This window comes from Rhodococcus sp. IEGM 1306 (assembly GCF_036541985.1).
In the GTDB taxonomy this organism is placed as follows: Bacteria; Actinomycetota; Actinomycetes; order Mycobacteriales; family Mycobacteriaceae; genus Rhodococcus_F; species Rhodococcus_F qingshengii.
In genome coordinates this window covers 224,546-243,237 of record NZ_JAZHFF010000008.1, presented here as the reverse complement: position 1 = coordinate 243,237, position 18,692 = coordinate 224,546, and the positions used below count along the sequence as shown (strand labels likewise).

Sequence of the window (18,692 nt, the reverse complement as noted above, 5' to 3'; positions counted from 1 at the left end):
CCGATTTGTTCGCCTAACTCGTAGACGGGAGTCCGACGCGTGCGGACGTGGAGTAGGAAGAGTTCACTCGGCGGAGTGAAGTTCAAGTCCGAGATGGACGGCCACGAGGCGGCGGTTCTGCGCTCGCTCGTGGAGTCGGTGACCGGGCTTCTCGACGAGCGCGCGTCTTCGGCGCCGCAAGACGAGCTCGCCGCGCTGACGGGTCTTCGTACCGGAAATTCGGAGACGCCCGACAATCCGGTGTTGGCGCGATTGCTTCCCGACTTCCAGCGCACCGATCCGGACAAGGTCGCTCCGGACAGTGACGATCTCGACGACGCCGGCGCCAATGTCAACGGCGCGCTGCGCAGTTTGCACGAACCCGAGATCATCGACGCCAAGCGTGAGTCCGCTCGCATGTTGTTGGCTTCGCTTCCGGAGGCCGGCGGCAAGGTCGTTCTCACGCAGGAACAGGCCGACGCCTGGCTGTCCTCGCTCAACGACGTCCGTCTCGCGCTCGGAACCAATCTCGGCATCGACGCCGACACACCGGAAAGCCTCGAACCCGACGACCCGCGAGCCCCGCATCTCGACGTCTATCACTGGTTGACGTGGATGCAGGACTCCCTCGTCCAGGCGCTCATGCCATGACCACAACGCGGACCGGGCCCACTGATTCACTGACAGATGTCGCCGGCCTCGCCGTCGGTCATCACCACAAGCTCGACGAGGGAGCCACTCTCGGAAGCGGCGCAGCCACCGGCTGCACGGTCGTGCTCGCGTCGGCCGGTGTGGTCGCCGGAGTCGACGTCCGGGGCGGCGGTCCGGGTACCCGCGAGACAGACCTGCTCGACCCGAGCCATTCGGTTCAGCAGGTCAATGCCGTGCTGTTGACCGGCGGTAGTGCCTACGGACTTGCCGCGGCCGACGGAGTGATGCGCTGGCTCGAGGAACACGATCACGGGATCGCGATGGGCGCTCCCGGCCAGGTGGTACCGATCGTGCCCGGCGCCGTGATCTTCGATCTGCCGGTGGGGGACTGGACCGTTCGTCCGACCGGCGATTTCGGATTCCTCGCTGCCGACACTGCTTCGCGCGAATTCGCCACCGGCACGGTCGGCGCGGGGGTAGGTGCCAGAGCCGGGGCGCTCAAGGGTGGGGTGGGAACGGCCAGCGTCGTGATCGTCGACGGCCCCGCCGAGGGCACGACGGTCTCCGCTGTGATCGTGGCGAACCCGGTGGGTTCGGTCTTCGACCCTCGAACAGGTTTGCCGTGGGGCGTCGGCTCGGACGGGGCGGAGTCGTTCGGCCTCAGGGTTCCCGACGCGTCCGAACTTGCGGCGGCCAATGCCGTTGCAGCCAAGGGCACCGTCCTCAACACCACGATCGGCGTCGTCGCCACCGACGCTGCCCTGACCAAAGCCGGGTGCCGACGCGTCGCTGTCGCCGGTCACGACGGTCTGGCCCGTGCGATTCGGCCCGCACATTCACCGCTCGACGGCGACACGATCTTCGCGCTCGCCACCGGTGATCACACTCCGAATTCGGAGATCACGGTTCCGGACGCTTTCCCGAACGATCTGCCGATACTCGACGCGGTGTGCGCGGCTTCGGCGCAGGTGGTCGAACGGGCGATCGTGAAGGCGATTCTGGACGCCACGTCGGTTGCCGGAATCCCGAGCTACCGCGAACTCTTTCCGTCGGCATTTCTCTAGGCAGCGCTCCTGGAATCGGCGGTAACCTCGAATTGAGCCTGGTTGGAAGTGACCGATCAGAAAACCGGATCGACGGTGGAGGACGCACACGATGACGATGGATTTCAACAATCCGGATTTCGGCACCCGAACGCCGGCACCGAAATCCGGTCCGCCCTCGGTGTGGAAGCAGTCGGCCCTGTTGGTGGGCGGCTTCGCCATCCTGCTCTACGTGATCGAGATCGTGGATGTCATTTCTGGTCAGAACGTCCAGAACGCCGGCGTCACCCCGCGCACGCTCGACGGCCTGTGGGGAATCCTGTTCGCCCCGGTGCTGCACGACGACTGGGGTCATCTGATCGCCAACACCATTCCGGTGCTGATCCTCGGATACCTCGTGCTGGTGTCGGGAATTGCGCGGGGACTCGCGGCGACCGGCATCATCTGGGTGATCGGCGGCGTCGGGACCTGGTTGTTCGCCGGCTCGAACTCGAATCACGTCGGTGCGTCCGTGCTGATCTTCGGCTGGGTCACCTACCTGCTGGTGCGCGGGTTCTTCACGCGGAGCTTCACACAGATCCTGATCGGCGTTGCCGTCTTCGTCGTGTACGGCGGAGTGCTGTGGGGCGTTCTGCCGAGCGATCCACGGGTTTCCTGGCAAGGGCATCTGTTCGGAGCGATCGGCGGCGTGGTTGCCGCCTGGGCGCTCACGTCGGGGGAGAGGGCCAAGCGCGCCGGGTCGGTGCCGGCCGTTCGACCACCGAGTTTCTGAACGGACGTGGGTCACACCCTCACTGCGGTGTGACTTCGACGCGCCAAAACCACCAAGAGCTTTTTCCCAGACGGGTAGACGTGGCAGCATGACCGGTATGCGCATGACCGTCCTGGGGTGTTCCGGCAGCGTCACGGGTCCGGATTCACCGGCTTCGGGATACCTGCTCACGGCACCGGGAACTCCGCCGCTCGTGATCGACTTCGGCCCGGGAGTTCTTGGGGCGTTGCAGCGATACGCCGATCCGGGCGAGGTGACGATCCTGCTTTCGCACCTTCATGCGGACCACTGTCTCGACATGCCCGGCCTGCTCGTCTGGCGTCGCTATCACCCCAACCCGCCGGTCGGCCGGGCTCTGGTTTACGGCCCCACCGACACCGCGTGCCGCATCGGAGTGTCCTCCGCCGAGTGCGCCGGCGAGATGGACGACATCTCCGACACCATCGACGTCCGGCTCTGGGCCGAGAACGAGCCGGTGACGTTCGGTGAACTGAGCGTCGTCGCCCGCCGGATGAATCATCCACCCGAGGCTTACGGTTTCCGGATCACCGGCGCCGACGGCCGCGTCCTCGTCTATACAGGCGACACCGGTATGTGCGACAACGTCGTCGAACTCGCGCGTGGTGCAGACGTGTTGCTCTCCGAAGCGTCGTGGACCGACAGTCCGGATCGCCCCGAGGGAGTTCACCTCTCCGGTAAGGAAGCCGGCCGTGTGGCTGCCCTCGCCGGCGTCAAGGAACTTCTCCTCACGCACATCCCGCCGTGGACATCGCGTGAAGACGTGATCGCCGAAGCGAAATCCGAATTCTCCGGACCGGTCCATGCCGTCTCCGCCGGAAGTGTCTACGACATCTGATTCCCCTCACATTCGGTGCAGCGCTCACCGGGCGACCGCTAGGCTCACGAAGGTGACTACACGAGAAGACGGTAGGGCGGACGACGAGCTCCGCACGGTCAAGATCACCCGCGGGTTCACCAGTCATCCGGCCGGATCCGTTCTGGTCGAGTTCGGGAACACTCGCGTCATGTGCACGGCCAGCGTCGAAGAGGGTGTACCCCGCTGGCGCAAGGGCTCCGGCTTGGGTTGGCTGACAGCCGAATACGCGATGCTTCCCGCCGCCACGCACACACGCAGTGGCCGCGAATCGGTCAAGGGCAAGGTCGGCGGCCGCACGCAGGAGATCAGTCGACTCATCGGCCGATCACTTCGAGCGTGCATCGATCTCGCGGCGATCGGTGAGAACACCATCGCCCTCGACTGTGATGTCCTCCAAGCCGACGGTGGCACTCGCACCGCGGCAGTGACGGGGGCATACGTGGCCCTGGTCGACGCCGTGACGTACCTGCGCGCAGCCGACCTGCTCTCCGACCCACAGCCCATCTCGTGTGGCATAGCGGCCGTCAGCGTCGGCGTCGTGGACGGACGAGTGCGTCTCGACCTTCCGTACGAAGAGGATTCGCGTGCCGAGGTCGACATGAATGTCGTGGCCACCGACACCGGCACGCTGGTGGAAATTCAGGGAACCGGTGAGGGCGCCACCTTCCCACGCTCGACGCTGGACAAGCTGCTCGACTCCGCTCTGGCTGGTTGTGAGCAACTTTTCGAGATCCAGCGTCAAGCGCTGGCCGAGCCTTATCCCGGGGTGCTACCCGAACCGAAGAATCCGGAACCCAAGAAGAAGTTCGGTGCCTGAGCTGTGAGCGTACGAGTACTGGTTGCCAGCCGAAATGCCAAGAAACTGAAGGAACTTCACCGGGTGCTCGACGCCGCTGGAGTGAACGGAATCGAACTGGTCGGGCTCGACGAGGTCCCGCCGTTCCCCGAAGCCCCCGAGACCGGAGCGACGTTCGAGGAGAATGCGCTCGCCAAAGCGCGTGACGGAGCAGCTGCAACCGGAATGCCTTGCATCGCAGACGATTCCGGTGTCGAGATCGACGCACTCAACGGTATGCCCGGTGTGCTGTCCGCGCGATGGTCGGGCACTCACGGAAACGACGGCGCCAACACGGCTCTGGTCCTGGCTCAGCTGGGAGACGTGCCGGACGAGCGTCGAGGCGCGGCATTCGTCTCCGCCTGTGCACTGGTGATCCCCGGCGGCGACGAGACCGTCGTGCGCGGCGAATGGCGCGGGGTGATCGGCCGCGAACCAGCCGGCGACGGCGGCTTCGGATACGACCCCATCTTCCGTCCGGACGGCGACACCCGCTCGGCCGCAGAACTCACCCCGGCCGAGAAGGATGCGGCGTCACATCGAGGGCGCGCGCTCGTACAGCTCGTTCCCGCGCTGGCGGCACTGGCCGGCTGAACCGAATCCGAAAAGTAGAGCCCTGAACGCGTCTGCGTTCAGGGCTCCACTTTTTGAAACTCTCAGAGCTGGTAAGCCTGCTTCACCTGGGCAGTTCGCTTGTGCTCGAACACGAACGACAGGAACGGGATCGTGCCGGCGAGCGCGGTGGCAACCGTCGTACCGGGCTTCCACCGAGCCTTGATCGCCAAGTCGATCGTGAACACGAGATAGAGCATGTAGAACAGGCCGTGGATCTGGCCGATGTAGAACAACCACGACGGTGCGTCCGCCGAATTGTCGAGAATCAGGTACTTGTAGACCATCTCACCGGTCAGGAACAGCAGCCAGAGGCCGGTGATCCAGGCGAGAACGCGGTATCGGACCAGCGCCGACGCAACCTTCTTCTGCTTTTCTGCGTTGACCGCGGGGGTAGCGATGCTCGCTTCCGAACCGGTACTCACGTCGTGCTCCTATCGGACTCGCGAGCGGCGAGCTGCGCAAGGTAGTCGTTGTATTCCAGCATTTGGCGGGCTTCAGGGTCGTCGACGTCGAGGTTCACATCGTCGAACTCGGCCCGCGGGCGTTGCGGCAAGAGGTCGGCGGGAATCTCACGCGGCTCAGCGGCGGCTTCCTCGGCTTCGGCCTCTTCGGGGTCCACGTCTTCGAGCTGAACGAACTTGCGATACGCGTACACGACAAACGCCGCGAACAGCGGCCACTGGAACGCGTACCCGAGATTCTGTCCCGAGCCTCCGACGGCTTCGAAGCGCTCCCACTGCCACCAGCCGAGCGCGAGGCAGCCGGCAGCTGACACGATGACCAGCAGAATCAGCGCAGGTCGGCGTTTAGTAGCGTTCTTGGACACACTAAGACGGTACCTGAGAGCTATAGTGCCTCGCCCTGCGATCTCCGACACGGTGTCGTAGAAGCCGTGCCACGGCGTGTCGTAGGAGCCGTGCCACGGCGTGTCGTAGGAGCCGTGCCACGGCGTGTCGTAGAGGCCGTGCCACGGCGTGTCGTAGAGGCCGTCCCGCAGCACCTGTGCGCTATGCCCATCCTCACCCGCAACGCCAGGGCACTGAACACATTCTCCCGGCTGTGCTGCATCGATAACCTCGGCGCGTATCCGAAAGCAGGGGAGTGTTTCATGCACATCAGAGTGATTCGCCCGGTCATCGACACCACACTGACTCCGGCGGTGACAGCCGATGTGGAGCACTGGGCGGCGCCCGGTACGACGGTCGACGTCGTGTCACTGCTCTCTGGCACGGCGAGCATCGAGTCCGAGTACGACGAGGCACTTGCCGGCCCCGGGATCGTGCAGCGGGTCGAGGAGGCGGCAGCCGACGGCGTCGACGGTGTGTTCATCACGTGTTTCGCCGATCCCGGAGTGCATGCCGCCCGAGAGATCATCGACGCTCCGGTGGTCGGCGGCTTCGAGCCGTCATTTCTGACAGCGATGAGTCTGGGCGATCGCGTCGGTGTCGTGACCATCCTGCCGAATGTCGTGCCGATGCTCCGATCGCTCACTCGGCGGTATGGGCTGGACAATCGGCTGGGCAGTATTCGGGTCGTGGACATGCCGGTGCTGGGCCTCACCGATCGGGAGGAACTGATCGATCGACTGGCCGCTCAGGCGTCTGCGGCAGTGGAGAACGGCGAGGCCGACACCGTCGTTCTCGGTTGCACCGGGATGCTCGGTGTGACCAGTGCGGTCCGAGACAAACTGCATGGCAAAGGGATTCACGTTCCGGTTGTGGATCCGACGGCCTCGGCGATCACCTGGTTGGAGAGCTCGGTCCGTCTGGGGCTGACACCGAGTCGGACGACGTACATGACTCCACCGGTCAAGGATCGAAAGCGCTGACCTTGCTCACGAGAACCGAAAAAGCCCCGCCGGATCAGATCCGGCGGGGCTCTTCGTTGTGCGCGAGGGGGGACTTGAACCCCCACGTCCTGAGACACTGGAACCTAAATCCAGCGCGTCTGCCAATTCCGCCACTCGCGCGCGGAATTCAAAGGATACGCGAGTGGAATCGCTCGCGGGCACACCACCCTGGTCGGGATGCGCCCGCCCGCTCTCAGGCCGTTTCGGCGAGTGGATCCGCTGCGGGCGGCATGGTGGATTTCTTCGACCGGCGAGGTTGCTCGGCCGTGCGTTGATACCGCCACGCAGCGTGGGTGAGCGTTTGAACATCGACATCGAGATGTTCGGCAACCGCAACGAGCAACTCGGCTGCGTCGGTGCTCGACAACAATTTCTCGCTACTGCTTGCTTCGGTGGCGAACCGTGCAAGCAGGTCGATCGAAGTTACCGTCAACCTCCCGGACAGGAACATCAGTGTCTCGAAGGTCCTGGGGCCGAGCCCCGGAACGGAGACGACTGCCGAACGGAGGCTTTCGGTGTCCTCGACGTCGGCACTGGACCGGCAACCGGATTCGACGAGCGCCTTGGCCGCACGAGCCGCACCCTCGGCCTTGGTGAAGTAGTTGCCCGGCACGCGCTGGCGATTGCCGAGAATCGTTGCGAGCTCGTCGCCACGGTCGGTGAAGGCGGCGAGAGCGGGCAAGCTGTCGAGGCGATCGTCGGCGGCTACCGAGCGGTGTGTGCGCCAACGGTCGACGACGGCGCGGACTCCGGTCTTCGGTGTTCCATAGGCGGCGCGCGACGAGAAGATCGCATCGAGAAGGGCGGCTTCGGACTCGCGCGGCCATCCCGGGTTCCAATGCGGCCACGCCTCGCACGGAAGCTCGGCGCCGATGAATTCGGCCGCTCTGACTACGTCTGTGTCTTTCATGATTTCTCCCCCCGAGAAGTTGTCCGGTGTGGACGCGCTGAACGTAGCGAGGGGGTCCGACAGATTGTGGCCCGGAACGCACGGGATCGGCCGTCCGTCAAGGAGGTCACGAATTGGTAACAATAAATATGAGGGGTTCCTCAGGTTTCTGAAAATCCCGGTAACAGTCCCAGGCAGGGCGTTCGCGACCTACTCGTGAGTCACTTTCTCGAAGTCTCGTGAGGAAGATCACGGCCCCGAAAGTCCAGATTTCCAGGGTGCCGACAAACGTGAGGAAATCCTCATGATTCTGTGTAAACCTTGTCTTGCACGAACGCCCTGACTCCGTCGATTCTCTCGACGAATTCGCGAGCACTTCAGCCGGGCAGCACACCGCAAATCCCACCTCGCCGCAGAGGTGACCAGGAGAGGACGTACGCGTGACGATCGATGACACGACACCTACAGGAAACGGACGCGACTCGAAGGGTGGACGCCGTTTCGGCGTCGATGGGGGACAGTCCCGCACGACCAGCAAAGGTGCCCTCGTCGATTCGCTGAACAACGGCGTTTCCTACGCAATCGCTTTCGGTGGACAGGGCGCTCCCTGGCTCACCTCGCTCGAGGAGCTCAGCCGTGACAACGGACTGGAGCCCGTTCTGACCGATCTGGTCAATGACGCAGCAGCACGCCTCGCGCCCGTCGCGCAGGATCTCCTCGTGGTTCGCCCGGTCGGATTCGATCCGATCGCGTGGATGCTCGAAGCCGAGATCGTCGACGAAGAAGAAGGTGAGAAGTCGGCCGGGCCTTCCGCTGCCGCGCTCACCGCAGCTCCGGTGTCACTCCCCGGCGTCTTCCTCACGCAGCTTGCGGCGTTGCGTGCACTCTCCGCTCAGGGTCTGGATGTAGCCGGTAACCCGCCGGCTGCCGTCATCGGCCACTCGCAGGGCCTTCTGGCCACGGCTGCCGTAGCCGCGCAGGGCAATGACGACGGTGAACTCCTCGCCGTCGCACAGCTCGTCGGTGCTGCTGCCAGCTTGGTCGGCCGTCGCCGCGGCGTCATCGCCGGCGCCTCCGCGAAGCCGATGGTTGCGGTCTCGGGCGTCGATCCCGAGCGTCTCGCGGCCATCGTCGCCGAGCTTGCCGAGGGTGTGGCGCCTGAGCGCGCGGCTGTCCTCGCCATCCGCAACGGCCGTCGCCGCGTCGTTCTCGCCGGGCCGCCCGCTCAGCTGGCACGCGTGCAAGAGCGTTGTGAACAGATCGAAGCCGAGGAAGCCCGCGAGCGTGAGGGTAAGAAGCGTGGCGGTTCTGTCTTCGCGCCGTCCTTCGATCCGCTCGACACCGAAATCGGCTTCCATCACCCCGCATTGACCGAGGCCGTCGAACTCGTCGGCAGCTGGGCGACCCGTTGCGGTCTCGACGCGGACCGTGCGCGCGAACTTGCGCAGGGTGTCCTCGTCGATCCGGTCGACTGGGTCGAGGCTGTCGACGGCGCAATCTCCGCCGGCGCCAAGTGGATTCTCGATCTCGGACCCAGCGATCAACTGACCCGTATGACGTCCTCTTCGCTGCGTGGACAGGGCATCGGCATCATCGCCGCAGCCACCCGAGGCGGACACCGCAATCTGCTCACCCCCGGTGCAGCACCTGAGGTCTCACGTTCGTGGTCCGAGTTCGCGCCGAAGCCCGTTGCGCTTCCCGGCGGCCGTATCGGCGTCGAGACCGCGTTCACGAAGCTGACCGGTCGTTCACCCATCCTGCTCGCAGGTATGACGCCGACGACGGTCGACGCCAAGATCGTTGCCGCGGCAGCCAATGCCGGTCACTGGGCCGAGCTTGCCGGTGGCGGGCAGGTCACCGAAGAAATCTTCGAAGACCGTGTCGCAGAGCTGAAGATGCTGCTCGAGCCGGGCCGCGCGGTCCAGTTCAACTCCCTGTTCCTCGACCCGTACCTGTGGAAGCTGCAACTCGGTGGCAAGCGCCTCGTGCAGCGTGCCCGTACCGCCGGTGCTCCCATCGACGGCGTCATCGTCACCGCCGGTATCCCGGAACTCGAAGAGGCTGTTGCTCTCATCGACGAGTTGTCCGAGATCGGCATCACCAACATTGCATTCAAGCCCGGCACCGTGGCGCAGATCCGCTCCGTGATCCGCATCGCCAACGAGGTTCCGAATTTCCCGGTCATCGTCCACATCGAAGGCGGCCGCGCCGGCGGACACCACTCGTGGGAAGACCTCGACGACCTGCTCCTCGACACGTACGCCGAGCTGCGTACACGCCCGAACCTGGTCATCTGCGTCGGTGGCGGCATCGGAACACCCGAGCGCGCAGCCGATTACCTGACCGGTCGCTGGTCTGCCGCAGCCGGTTTCCCGGCCATGCCCGTCGACGGCATCCTGGTCGGCACCGCAGCCATGGCGACTCTCGAGGCCACCACCTCTCCCGAGGTCAAGCAGCTCCTCGTCGACACACCCGGTACGCCGGACTGGGTCGGTGCAGGTACCGCTGAAGGCGGAATGGCCTCCGGCCGTAGCCAGCTCGGTGCCGACATCCACGAGATCGACAACGCGGCTTCGCGTACCGGTCGCCTCCTCGACGAGGTTGCCGGCGATTCCGAGGCAGTGGCCGAGCGCCGCGACGAGATCATCGCCGCCCTCGACGTCACCGCCAAGCCGTACTTCGGCGACGTCGAGACCATGACGTACGCACAGTGGCTGCGCCGCTACCTCGAGCTGACCGTCGGCATCGACGCGGCGAAGGAATTCGACTGCGGCGCCGATCTTCAGGACGCCATCGTCGAGGCGACGTCGAGCCCGTGGCTCGACATCACCTGGCGTGCTCGCTTCGGCGAGATGCTCCAGCGCACCGAGGCGCGTCTGCACCCGGTCGACCGCGGCCCGATCCCCACGCTGTTCGCTGACGCCGAGACCCTCGAGCGCCCCGAGGCTGCAATCTGCGCACTGCAGGCGTCGTACCCGGACTACTCGACCACCGTTCTGCATCCCGCAGACGTCTCGTTCTTCATCTCGTTGTGCAAGACGCCGGGCAAGCCGGTCAACTTCGTTCCCGTCGTCGACGGTGACGTGCGTCGTTGGTGGCGCAGCGACTCCCTGTGGCAGGCACACGACCCCCGCTACACCGCCGATCAGGTTTGCGTCATCCCCGGCACCGTTGCCGTCGCTGGCATCACCCGTGTCGACGAGCCGGTCGGTGACCTGCTCGATCGCTTCGAGAAGGCGACCTACGACGAATTGGTTGCTGCCGGAACCACTCCGGTTGCACTCGCGAGCCGTCGCCACCAGGATTCCGCACCCGGACTTCTCGACGCCGTTCTCTCGGCTCCTGACCTCCAGTGGGCCGGCCGCCTGACCCAGAACCCCGTCCGTCGTCTCGGCGACCTCGACGAGTGGAGTGCAGAGTCTGCCGACAAGGCAGTTCACGGCACCACCGGTTCCAGTCTGACCGTCGTCGATTCCTCGCACGTGCTGCTTTCGGTTCCGTTGGTGGCAGGCAAGTCGGTCGACATCACGATCACGATCCCCGAGTCCGTCGTCGACGGCGGCGCTCCGGTTGTCACCGAAGCCGATGCCGAAGGTGCGATGTCCGCGCTCCTGGCAGTTGCTGCCGGACAGGAACTTCCGACAGTCAAGAACGGCAAGGCTCGCCTCAACGTCGCGTGGGTTCCCGATCGCATCGCCGATCACGCCGGTGTCACCGGTTCGGGTCTGCCCGCCACGCTCAGTGTCAGCGGCAAGGCTGTTCCGGACGTCGTCGTCGGAGCATGCTGGCCTGCAGTGTTCGCAGTCCTCGGCGCAGCCAAGCTCGACAGTCTTTCCGTTATCGAAGGCATGCTCGACCTGGTCCACCTCGACCACACCGTCGACTTCGTCGGTGAACTTCCCTCCGAGACAAGCATTCTCGTGGTCAATGCCGAGGTCGCCTCGGTTCTCGACACCGACCTCGGTCGTGTCGTCGAGGTCAAGGTCGAGGTCGGTGCCATGCTCGGCGAGGGCCTCGACGCCCCCGCAGTCGTCACCATGACCGAGCGTTTCGCGATCCGCGGACGCACCGGTGCAGGCGAACTCGCCGACCCGGCTCGCGCCGGTGGATCGATCAGCGATGCGGCTGTCGACACCTCGCGTCGTCGTCGCCGTGACGCGAAGATCCTCGCTCCGGTCAGCATGGGCGCCTTCGCTCAGGTTTCCGGTGACCACAACCCGATTCACACCTCCGACAACGCCGCTCTGCTGGCCGGCCTCGGAACCCCGATCGTGCACGGCATGTGGCTCTCCGCCGCAGCGCAGCAGGTAGTCACCGCAGTCGACCCGGCCGAGACCCGCGTCCCGCCGCGCCGCCTGACCGCCTGGACAGCTCGCTTCCTCGGGATGGTTCGACCCGGCGCCGAGATCGACGTCCGTGTCGATCGTGTCGGTATCGACCAGGGCGCGGAAATCGTCGAGGTCGGCTGCCGCATCGACGGTGAACTGGTCATGGTCGCCACCGGCCGCACCGCCGCGCCGAAGACCGTCTACGCCTTCCCCGGCCAGGGCATTCAGCGCCCGGGCATGGGCCTCGACGCTCGCGCACGCTCCAAGGCCGCCCGCGACGTCTGGGAGCGCGCGGACAAGCACACTCGTAAGGCACTCGGATTCTCGATTCTCGCTGTCGTGCGCGACAACCCGGTGACCGTCAAGGCCCGTGGTGTCGAGCACAGGCATCCCGACGGTGTCCTGCACCTGACTCAGTTCACCCAGGTGGCCATGGCCGTTCTCGGTGTTGCCCAGGTTGCCGAGCTGCGCGAATCCGGAACCTTCATCGAGGATTCCCTTCTGGCCGGTCACTCGGTCGGTGAGTACAACGCACTCGCCGCTGTCGCCGAGGTTTTCCCGCTCGAAGCACTTCTCGAGGTCGTCTTCCAGCGTGGCTCCGCCATGCACCAGCTCGTTCCCCGTGACGAAGCCGGACGCTCCGACTACCGCATGGCCGCTATTCGCCCGTCGCAGATCGGTGTTTCCGACGACGACGTGCAGGGCTTCGTCGCCGGTGTCGCCGAGACCTCCGGTGAGTTCCTCGAAATCGTCAACCTGAACCTGCGCGGCAGCCAGTACGCCATTGCCGGTTCGGTAGCCGGTCTCGACGCACTCGAGGTCGAAATCGATCGTCGCCGAGCAGAATTCGGTGGCAAGCGGGCATACATCCAGGTTCCCGGCATCGACGTGCCGTTCCACTCCACCGTCCTTCGCGGTGGCGTGGCGGACTTCCGCGTGTGCCTGCAGGACTTGCTCCCGCACGACATCGATCCGGACATCCTGATCGGCCGCTACATCCCGAACCTGGTTCCGAAGCCGTTCTCGCTGCGTCGTGACTTCGTTCAGGAAATCGCCGACCTGGTGCCGTCCGAGCCGCTGCAGGAAGTCCTCGCAGACTTCGACAGCTACGCAACGCGCACTCACGAGTTGTCCCGCATCATCCTGATCGAGCTGCTGGCTTGGCAGTTCGCCAGCCCGGTCCGTTGGATCGAGACGCAGGACCTGCTCTTCGGTGACGAGTCCGAAGGTGGACTCGGGGTCGAACGCTTCGTCGAGATCGGTCTCGGCGCTGCCCCGACCGTCGCGAACCTCGCGTCGCAGACCCTCAAGCTGCCGGGCCGCTTCGGCTACCCGGTCGAGGTTCTCAACGTCGAGCGCGAAGCTGCGATCGTCTACGGCACCGACGTCGACCCCGCTGTCGATGACGACGACGAGATCGAAGCGCCTGCCGCGCAGGCTGCTCCGGCCGCCGCGGCCGCTGCTCCGGTTGCCGCTGCCGCGCCGGCTGCACCTTCGGGTGGACCGCGTCCGGACGACCTCACCTTCAAGGCGCCCGACGCCACGAAGGTCCTGATCAGCCTGTGGACCAAGCTCCGTCCCGATCAGGTCGGCCCCGCGGACACGATCGAGGCACTGTGCGACGGCGTTTCCTCGCGTCGCAACCAGCTTCTGGTCGACCTCGGCTCCGAGCTCTCCCTCGGTGCCATCGACGGGGCCGCAGACGCCGACATGGGCTCCCTGGGGGCAACCGTCGACAAGCTCGCCCGTACGTACAAGCCGTTCGGACCGGTGCTCTCCGATTCGATCAACGATCACCTACGCAAGGTCTTCGGCCCCTCGGGCAAGCGTCCCGGCTACATCGCCGACCGCGTCAAGAAGGTCTGGGAGCTGGGCGACGGCTGGGCACATCACGTCACCGCAGCAGTGGCTCTCGGTACCCGTGACGGCGCCAGCATCCGCGGCGGCGACCTCGGTGGCCTGAGCTCCGGCGCACTGGCCGACGCTGCAGCAGTGGACGCAGTCATCGACAGCGCAGTTGCCTCGGTCGGGTCTGCTCGCGGAGTCAGCGTCTCGTTGCCCGCTACCGGCGGCGGAAGCGGCGGAACCGTCGACGCAGCCGCGCTGGGTGAGTTCACCGAGAACATCACCGGTCGCAACGGCGTTCTGGCCTCGGCCGCACGCCTGGTACTCGAGCAGCTCGGACTGAACGAAGAAACGGCAGTCGCGACGGTCGAGGACACCGAACTGGTCGACCTGGTCTCGGCTGAACTCGGCTCCGACTGGCCGCGTCTGGTTGCTCCGGCATTCGACGCGCAGAAGGCCGTTCTGCTCGACGACCGCTGGGCAAGTGCGCGTGAGGATCTCGCTCGCATTTGGCTCGGTGACACCGCGTTGTCGGTCGAGAACTTCATCGGTGCCGGCTCCACCGTCGCCGCACAGGCGAAGTGGTGGGCCACCCGTGCAACCGACGAAGGCCGCACCGCACTCGCCGAGGTCTACACCCGCATCGCTGATGCGGCTGCTGCGGCAGAATCCGACGCACCCGAGTGGGCAGGCGAGGTCGCAGTAGTGACGGGCGCCAGCAAGGGTTCCATCGCGGCAGCGGTCACGGGCAAGCTCCTTGCCGGTGGCGCAACGGTATTCGTGACCACCTCGCGACTCGACGGTCAGCGTCTCGGCTTCTACCGCGACCTGTACCGCGAGAACGCTCGCGCCGGTGCCGCCCTCTGGGTGGTTCCCGCGAACATGGCGTCGTACACCGACGTCGACGCACTGATCGACTGGATCGGCAACGAAGCCACCGAGAACGCAGGCGGCGCAAAGAAGCTCATCAAGCCGGCCATGACGCCGACGATGCTCTTCCCGTTCGCAGCTCCCCGTGTCGGCGGCGAACTCTCCGACGCCGGCGCTCGCGCCGAAATGGAAATGCGCGTGCTGCTCTGGTCGGTGGAGCGCCTCATCGGCGGTCTGTCGAAGATCGGTTACGACAGCGACGTCGACACGCACCTGCACGTGGTGCTGCCCGGTTCGCCGAACCGCGGAACGTTCGGCGGCGACGGTGCTTACGGCGAGGCCAAGGCTTCGCTGATCGCCGTGGTCAACCGCTGGAAGGCCGAGCGCAACTGGGCCGAGCGGGTCACGTTGGCACACGCGGTCATCGGTTGGGTTCGCGGAACCGGACTCATGGGTCACAACGATCCGATCGTCGACGCGGTCGAAGCTGCGGGCGTCCGCACCTGGTCCACCCAGGAGATGGCGACCGAACTGCTGAAGACGGCAACCCGCGAGTCGCGGCGCGCTGCAGCAGAGGCCCCGCTCGAGGTCGACCTGACCGGCGGACTGTCCGAGGCCAACCTGGATCTGGGTGCTTTGGCCAAGGAAGCTGCCGAGGTTGCCGAGATCGCCGAAGCTGTCGACGAAGCAGTGGACGAGTCCAGCATCCTGGCGCTGCCCGCGCCGGCTCGCATCGACGACTCGGTCAAGGCTCCGAGCTGGCCCGAACTGGACGTCACCCCCGCGGACCTCGTGGTCATCGTGGGTGCCGGAGAGCTCGGACCCTACGGTTCCTCGCGTACCCGCTTCGAGATGGAGGTCGACGAGCAGCTCTCTGCCGCAGGCGTTCTCGAATTGGCGTGGAACACCGGACTCATCGTCTGGGAGAACGACCCCAAGCCGGGCTGGTACGACGTCGAATCCGGTGACCTGGTACCCGAGGCGGAAATCGCCGACAAGTACCACGACGCAGTCGTCGAGCGTTGCGGCATCCGTCGCTACGTCGACGAGGGCGCGATGATCGACAACACCGCTCCGCTGCTCACCTCCGTGTTCCTGGACAAGGATCTGAGCTTCGTGGTCGGCAGTGAGGCAGAGGCTCAGGCCTTCGTCGAATCCGATCCGGAGAACACGACGGCGACGGTTTCCGCCGAGTCCGGAGACTGGACGGTCACCCGCCGCGCAGGCACCGAGATCCGCGTCCCGCGCAAGATGAAGCTGACTCGCAGTGTCGGCGGCCAGATCCCGACCAACTTCGACGTCACCAAGTGGGGCATCCCCGCCGACATGGCAGATTCGGTCGACCGCGTCGGCCTCTGGAACATCGTCGCAACGGTGGACGCCTTCCTCACCGGCGGCTTCACTCCGAGCGAACTGCTCCGCTGGGTACACCCGAGCCTGGTCGCCAACACGCAGGGCACCGGCATGGGCGGCATGACCTCCATGAGGAGCCTGTACATCGACACGCTGCTCGGCGAGAACCGTCCGAACGACATCCTGCAGGAAGCGCTGCCGAACGTCATTGCAGCGCACGTCGTTCAGTCGTACGTCGGCGGTTACGGTGCGATGGTTCACCCCGTCGCCGCCTGCGCCACGGCAGCGGTATCCGTCGAAGAAGGCGTCGACAAGATCCGACTCGGCAAGGCGCAGTTGGTTGTTGCCGGCGGGTTCGACGATCTGAGCACGGAAGGCATCATCGGCTTCGGCGACATGTCGGCCACTGCCAAGACCGAGGACATGCATGCCAAGGGCATCGAGGATCGCCGCTTCTCGCGGGCCAACGATCGTCGCCGCGGCGGATTCGTCGAGTCGGCCGGTGGCGGAACGATTCTCCTCGCTCGCGGTGACCTGGCACTCGAGATGGGTCTTCCCGTCCTCGGTGTGGTCGCCTGGGCCGGATCGTTCGCCGACGGTGTCCACACCTCGATCCCGGCACCGGGACTCGGAGCACTGGGCGCCGGACGTGGGGGAGCGGATTCGCAGCTCGCACTCTCGCTCAACGCACTCGGCGTGAGCGCCGACGATATCGCCGTGATCTCCAAGCACGACACCTCCACTGCCGCCAATGATCCCAACGAGGCAGAGCTGCACGAGCGCCTCGCCGGGGCATTGGGACGCAGTGAAGGCGCGCCGATGTTCGTGGTCTCGCAGAAGAGCCTGACCGGTCACGCCAAGGGTGGTGCCGCAGCCTTCCAGCTGATCGGGCTCTGCCAGGTACTGAGCCAGGGCATCGTCCCGCCGAACCGCAGCCTCGACTGCGTCGACGACAAGATGGCCGAATTCGAGCACCTCGTGTGGGCACGTCAGCCGCTCAAGTTCGGTGAGCATCTTCCGCTGCGCGCGGGCCTGCTGACCAGCCTCGGCTTCGGTCACGTCTCCGGACTGATCGCAGTCGTGCACCCGCAGGCATTCGTCGAGTCGGTTCCGGCCGACAAGCGTGACGCCTGTGTTGCTGCGGCCCAGCAGCGGACGATCGACGGTCAGCGTCGCCTCGCGAAGGCGATGTGCGGTGGCGACAGCCTCTACGAGCGCCCGGCGGATCGTCGCCTCGGTGCCGACGGAACGCCGGCCAAGGCGTCGCGTCAGCTCGAAGCGGACATGCTGCTGAGCGAGGACGCACGACTCGGCGCAGACCAGGTGTACCGCTCGAATCTGCCCGGCTGCAAGTAGTAGTCACGGTATGGGAGTTCTGGGTATCGGCTTCGACCTCGTGACGGTGTCGGAGTTCGCCGAGCAATTGAACAGGTCGGGAACGGCAATGCTCGACAACTTCACACCGGGCGAGCGTCGAGACGCCGCTACCCGGAGCTCCGAACCGGCACGACATTTCGCCGCCCGGTGGGCTGCGAAGGAAGCAGTGATCAAGGCATGGTCAACTGCTCTCTTCGCCGGCCCACCGGTGCTGGGGGAAATGATCCACAATCAGATCGAGGTCGTCTCGGACGCCTGGGGGCGCCCCGGCATCCGGCTTCGCGGTGACGTGGCCAAACACCTGACCGGAGTGAAGATTCATATCTCGCTCACCCACGACGGGGACATGGCGGGCGCTTTCGCGGTCATCGAATCCGACCCGGAGTAGCACTGCCGCACACGAAAGAGCCGGTCTCCCAAGGGGAGACCGGCTCTTTGTCGTTCGACTAGTCCTTCGTGCGGGATTCCTTCTCGGCGACGAGGAGATACGCGATCATCAACCTTTTCAGTTCGGCGACGGCGTCGGCATGCGACTGACCGTCCTGAACCGAGAAATTGAGCATCGAATACACCACGTGGACAAGAACTTCCGCCATCATCAGGCGACGATCTCGCCGCGTACGAGGCGTCAACGGGCCGAGCATTTTCGCTACGGTCTCGGCGAACTGCTTTTCGTGAATGACTCCGGTTGCCCGCGTGGACGGCGTCGACTGCATCGCCAGCCAGACCTCGCGGCGCGACGGATCAGACGTCCACAGCCCGGCCATGTGATCGACGAAACTGTTCAGGAACCGCAACCAGTCGAGCGAGGGTACTTCGCCGCCGAACTGAGCAAGCTCGTGCTGGACCCCGACGAGGTCCTGGCGGTTCAATTCGCACACGATGACGTACTTGTTCGCGAAGAACTGGTAAAGCGTCCCAATCGGGACGTCAGCACGTGCCGCGACTTCTTCACAGGTGAACGATTCGAAACCGACATCGGTGAGGAGTTCCCGTGACGCAGCCAGGAGTGCGTCGAATTTACGCTGGCTGCGCTCTTGCGTCGGACGCTTGCGCGGCAGCAGTTCCTGCGGTTCTTCGAGGCTCTGGGGATTCTCCAGTGCTGGGTCGACTCGTCGCCGCGCGCGGTGACGAGTCGTGGGCTGCACGTCTTCCAGGCTATCGGTGTTTTCTGTCGAATTTGGGACTTGTGCATTATCCGGTGTCATCGGCCACCTACTTCGGCGGTCGTGATCGGTCGAAACGCACCGCGCAGGTGCGCGCACACGAGTCCCGATGCTGTTGCCACACCTCGATACTAGGTGACCAACTGTCCAGTAGCCGAAGAGGTTGCTGCGCGGTGTGGCGCAACGGCGATCCTGGCGCCTGCCTACGTCCGATTCGGGCAGACTGAGATTCTTCGGGCACAC

13 protein-coding genes and 1 tRNA gene are annotated in these 18,692 nt (G+C 65.3%); 9 read left to right on the top strand and 5 right to left on the bottom strand.

The genetic code is table 11. From position 1 onward, the window contains the following. The first annotated feature begins 39 nt into the window (after window positions 1–39). The 6 genes from aosR (at window position 40) to rdgB (ending at window position 4,751) form a co-directional block, all read left to right on the top strand. Window positions 40–630: an oxidative stress transcriptional regulator AosR gene (aosR, locus tag V3587_RS23170; protein ID WP_003945318.1), complete on the top strand. Its 591-nt coding sequence runs from the start codon at window positions 40–42 to the stop codon at window positions 628–630. Then, the gene (locus V3587_RS23165; RefSeq protein WP_283377279.1) at window positions 627–1,694 is read left to right on the top strand and encodes a P1 family peptidase; all 1,068 of its coding nucleotides are present in this window, start codon (window positions 627–629) and stop codon (window positions 1,692–1,694) included. Before aosR ends, V3587_RS23165 begins: the two co-directional genes overlap by 4 nt. A 91-nt stretch (window positions 1,695–1,785) precedes the next feature. Next, window positions 1,786–2,445 carry a rhomboid family intramembrane serine protease gene (locus V3587_RS23160; RefSeq protein WP_283377278.1) on the top strand — a complete coding sequence of 220 codons (660 nt, stop codon included), beginning with the start codon at window positions 1,786–1,788 and terminating at the stop codon, window positions 2,443–2,445. 97 nt (window positions 2,446–2,542) lie between these two features. Then, the gene (locus V3587_RS23155; protein WP_007733274.1) at window positions 2,543–3,301 is read left to right on the top strand and encodes a cyclic nucleotide-degrading phosphodiesterase; all 759 of its coding nucleotides are present in this window, start codon (window positions 2,543–2,545) and stop codon (window positions 3,299–3,301) included. A 52-nt stretch (window positions 3,302–3,353) separates the two neighbouring features. Beyond that, window positions 3,354–4,139, top strand: a complete 786-nt coding sequence (rph, locus tag V3587_RS23150) for a ribonuclease PH (protein WP_003945332.1) — start codon at window positions 3,354–3,356, stop codon at window positions 4,137–4,139. Between the two features lie 3 nt (window positions 4,140–4,142). Further along, window positions 4,143–4,751 carry an RdgB/HAM1 family non-canonical purine NTP pyrophosphatase gene (rdgB, locus tag V3587_RS23145; protein WP_019749148.1) on the top strand — a complete coding sequence of 203 codons (609 nt, stop codon included), beginning with the start codon at window positions 4,143–4,145 and terminating at the stop codon, window positions 4,749–4,751. A gap of 62 nt (window positions 4,752–4,813) precedes the next feature. Here rdgB and V3587_RS23140 read toward each other — a convergent pair whose 3' ends face one another. After that, window positions 4,814–5,194, bottom strand: a complete 381-nt coding sequence (locus tag V3587_RS23140) for a DUF3817 domain-containing protein (RefSeq protein ID WP_003945334.1) — start codon at window positions 5,192–5,194, stop codon at window positions 4,814–4,816. Beyond that, window positions 5,191–5,598 carry a hypothetical protein gene (locus V3587_RS23135; protein WP_020970031.1) on the bottom strand — a complete coding sequence of 136 codons (408 nt, stop codon included), beginning with the start codon at window positions 5,596–5,598 and terminating at the stop codon, window positions 5,191–5,193. Before V3587_RS23135 ends, V3587_RS23140 begins: the two co-directional genes overlap by 4 nt. Window positions 5,599–5,880: 282 nt before the next feature. Between V3587_RS23135 and V3587_RS23130 the strand changes: the two genes are divergently transcribed. Next, window positions 5,881–6,600: an aspartate/glutamate racemase family protein gene (locus V3587_RS23130; RefSeq protein WP_283377277.1), complete on the top strand. Its 720-nt coding sequence runs from the start codon at window positions 5,881–5,883 to the stop codon at window positions 6,598–6,600. A 59-nt stretch (window positions 6,601–6,659) separates the two neighbouring features. Here the strand turns inward: V3587_RS23130 and V3587_RS23125 are convergent. Both V3587_RS23125 and V3587_RS23120 read right to left on the bottom strand, forming a co-directional pair. Further along, window positions 6,660–6,741: transfer RNA gene (locus tag V3587_RS23125), tRNA-Leu, on the bottom strand. A 73-nt stretch (window positions 6,742–6,814) separates the two neighbouring features. Further along, on the bottom strand, window positions 6,815–7,531 hold the full coding sequence (locus tag V3587_RS23120; RefSeq protein ID WP_283377276.1) for a hypothetical protein: 717 nt from the start codon (window positions 7,529–7,531) through the stop codon (window positions 6,815–6,817). 419 nt (window positions 7,532–7,950) lie between these two features. Here V3587_RS23120 and V3587_RS23115 point away from each other — a divergent pair, with 419 nt between their 5' ends. Beyond that, entirely contained in the window at window positions 7,951–17,262 is a 9,312-nt protein-coding gene (locus tag V3587_RS23115; RefSeq protein WP_283377275.1) for a type I polyketide synthase, read from the top strand. A gap of 10 nt (window positions 17,263–17,272) precedes the next feature. Beyond that, window positions 17,273–17,671, top strand: a complete 399-nt coding sequence (gene acpS / locus V3587_RS23110) for a holo-ACP synthase AcpS (protein ID WP_054187168.1) — start codon at window positions 17,273–17,275, stop codon at window positions 17,669–17,671. Window positions 17,672–17,729: 58 nt separating this feature from the next. Here the strand turns inward: acpS and V3587_RS23105 are convergent, their stop codons facing one another. Next, window positions 17,730–18,431 carry a TetR family transcriptional regulator gene (locus tag V3587_RS23105; RefSeq protein ID WP_003945379.1) on the bottom strand — a complete coding sequence of 234 codons (702 nt, stop codon included), beginning with the start codon at window positions 18,429–18,431 and terminating at the stop codon, window positions 17,730–17,732. Window positions 18,432–18,692 lie beyond the last annotated feature (261 nt).

Bases quoted from the DNA above. Each gene is read 5' to 3' on its own strand.
- V3587_RS23165 (WP_283377279.1), top strand. From the start codon at position 627: ATGACCACAACGCGGACCGGGCCCACTGATTCACTGACAGATGTCGCC.
- V3587_RS23160 (WP_283377278.1), top strand. From the start codon at position 1,786: ATGACGATGGATTTCAACAATCCGGATTTCGGCACCCGAACGCCGGCA.
- V3587_RS23155 (WP_007733274.1), top strand. From the start codon at position 2,543: ATGCGCATGACCGTCCTGGGGTGTTCCGGCAGCGTCACGGGTCCGGAT.
- V3587_RS23130 (WP_283377277.1), top strand. From the start codon at position 5,881: ATGCACATCAGAGTGATTCGCCCGGTCATCGACACCACACTGACTCCG.
- V3587_RS23120 (WP_283377276.1), bottom strand. From the start codon at position 7,531: ATGAAAGACACAGACGTAGTCAGAGCGGCCGAATTCATCGGCGCCGAG.
- acpS (WP_054187168.1), top strand. From the start codon at position 17,273: ATGGGAGTTCTGGGTATCGGCTTCGACCTCGTGACGGTGTCGGAGTTC.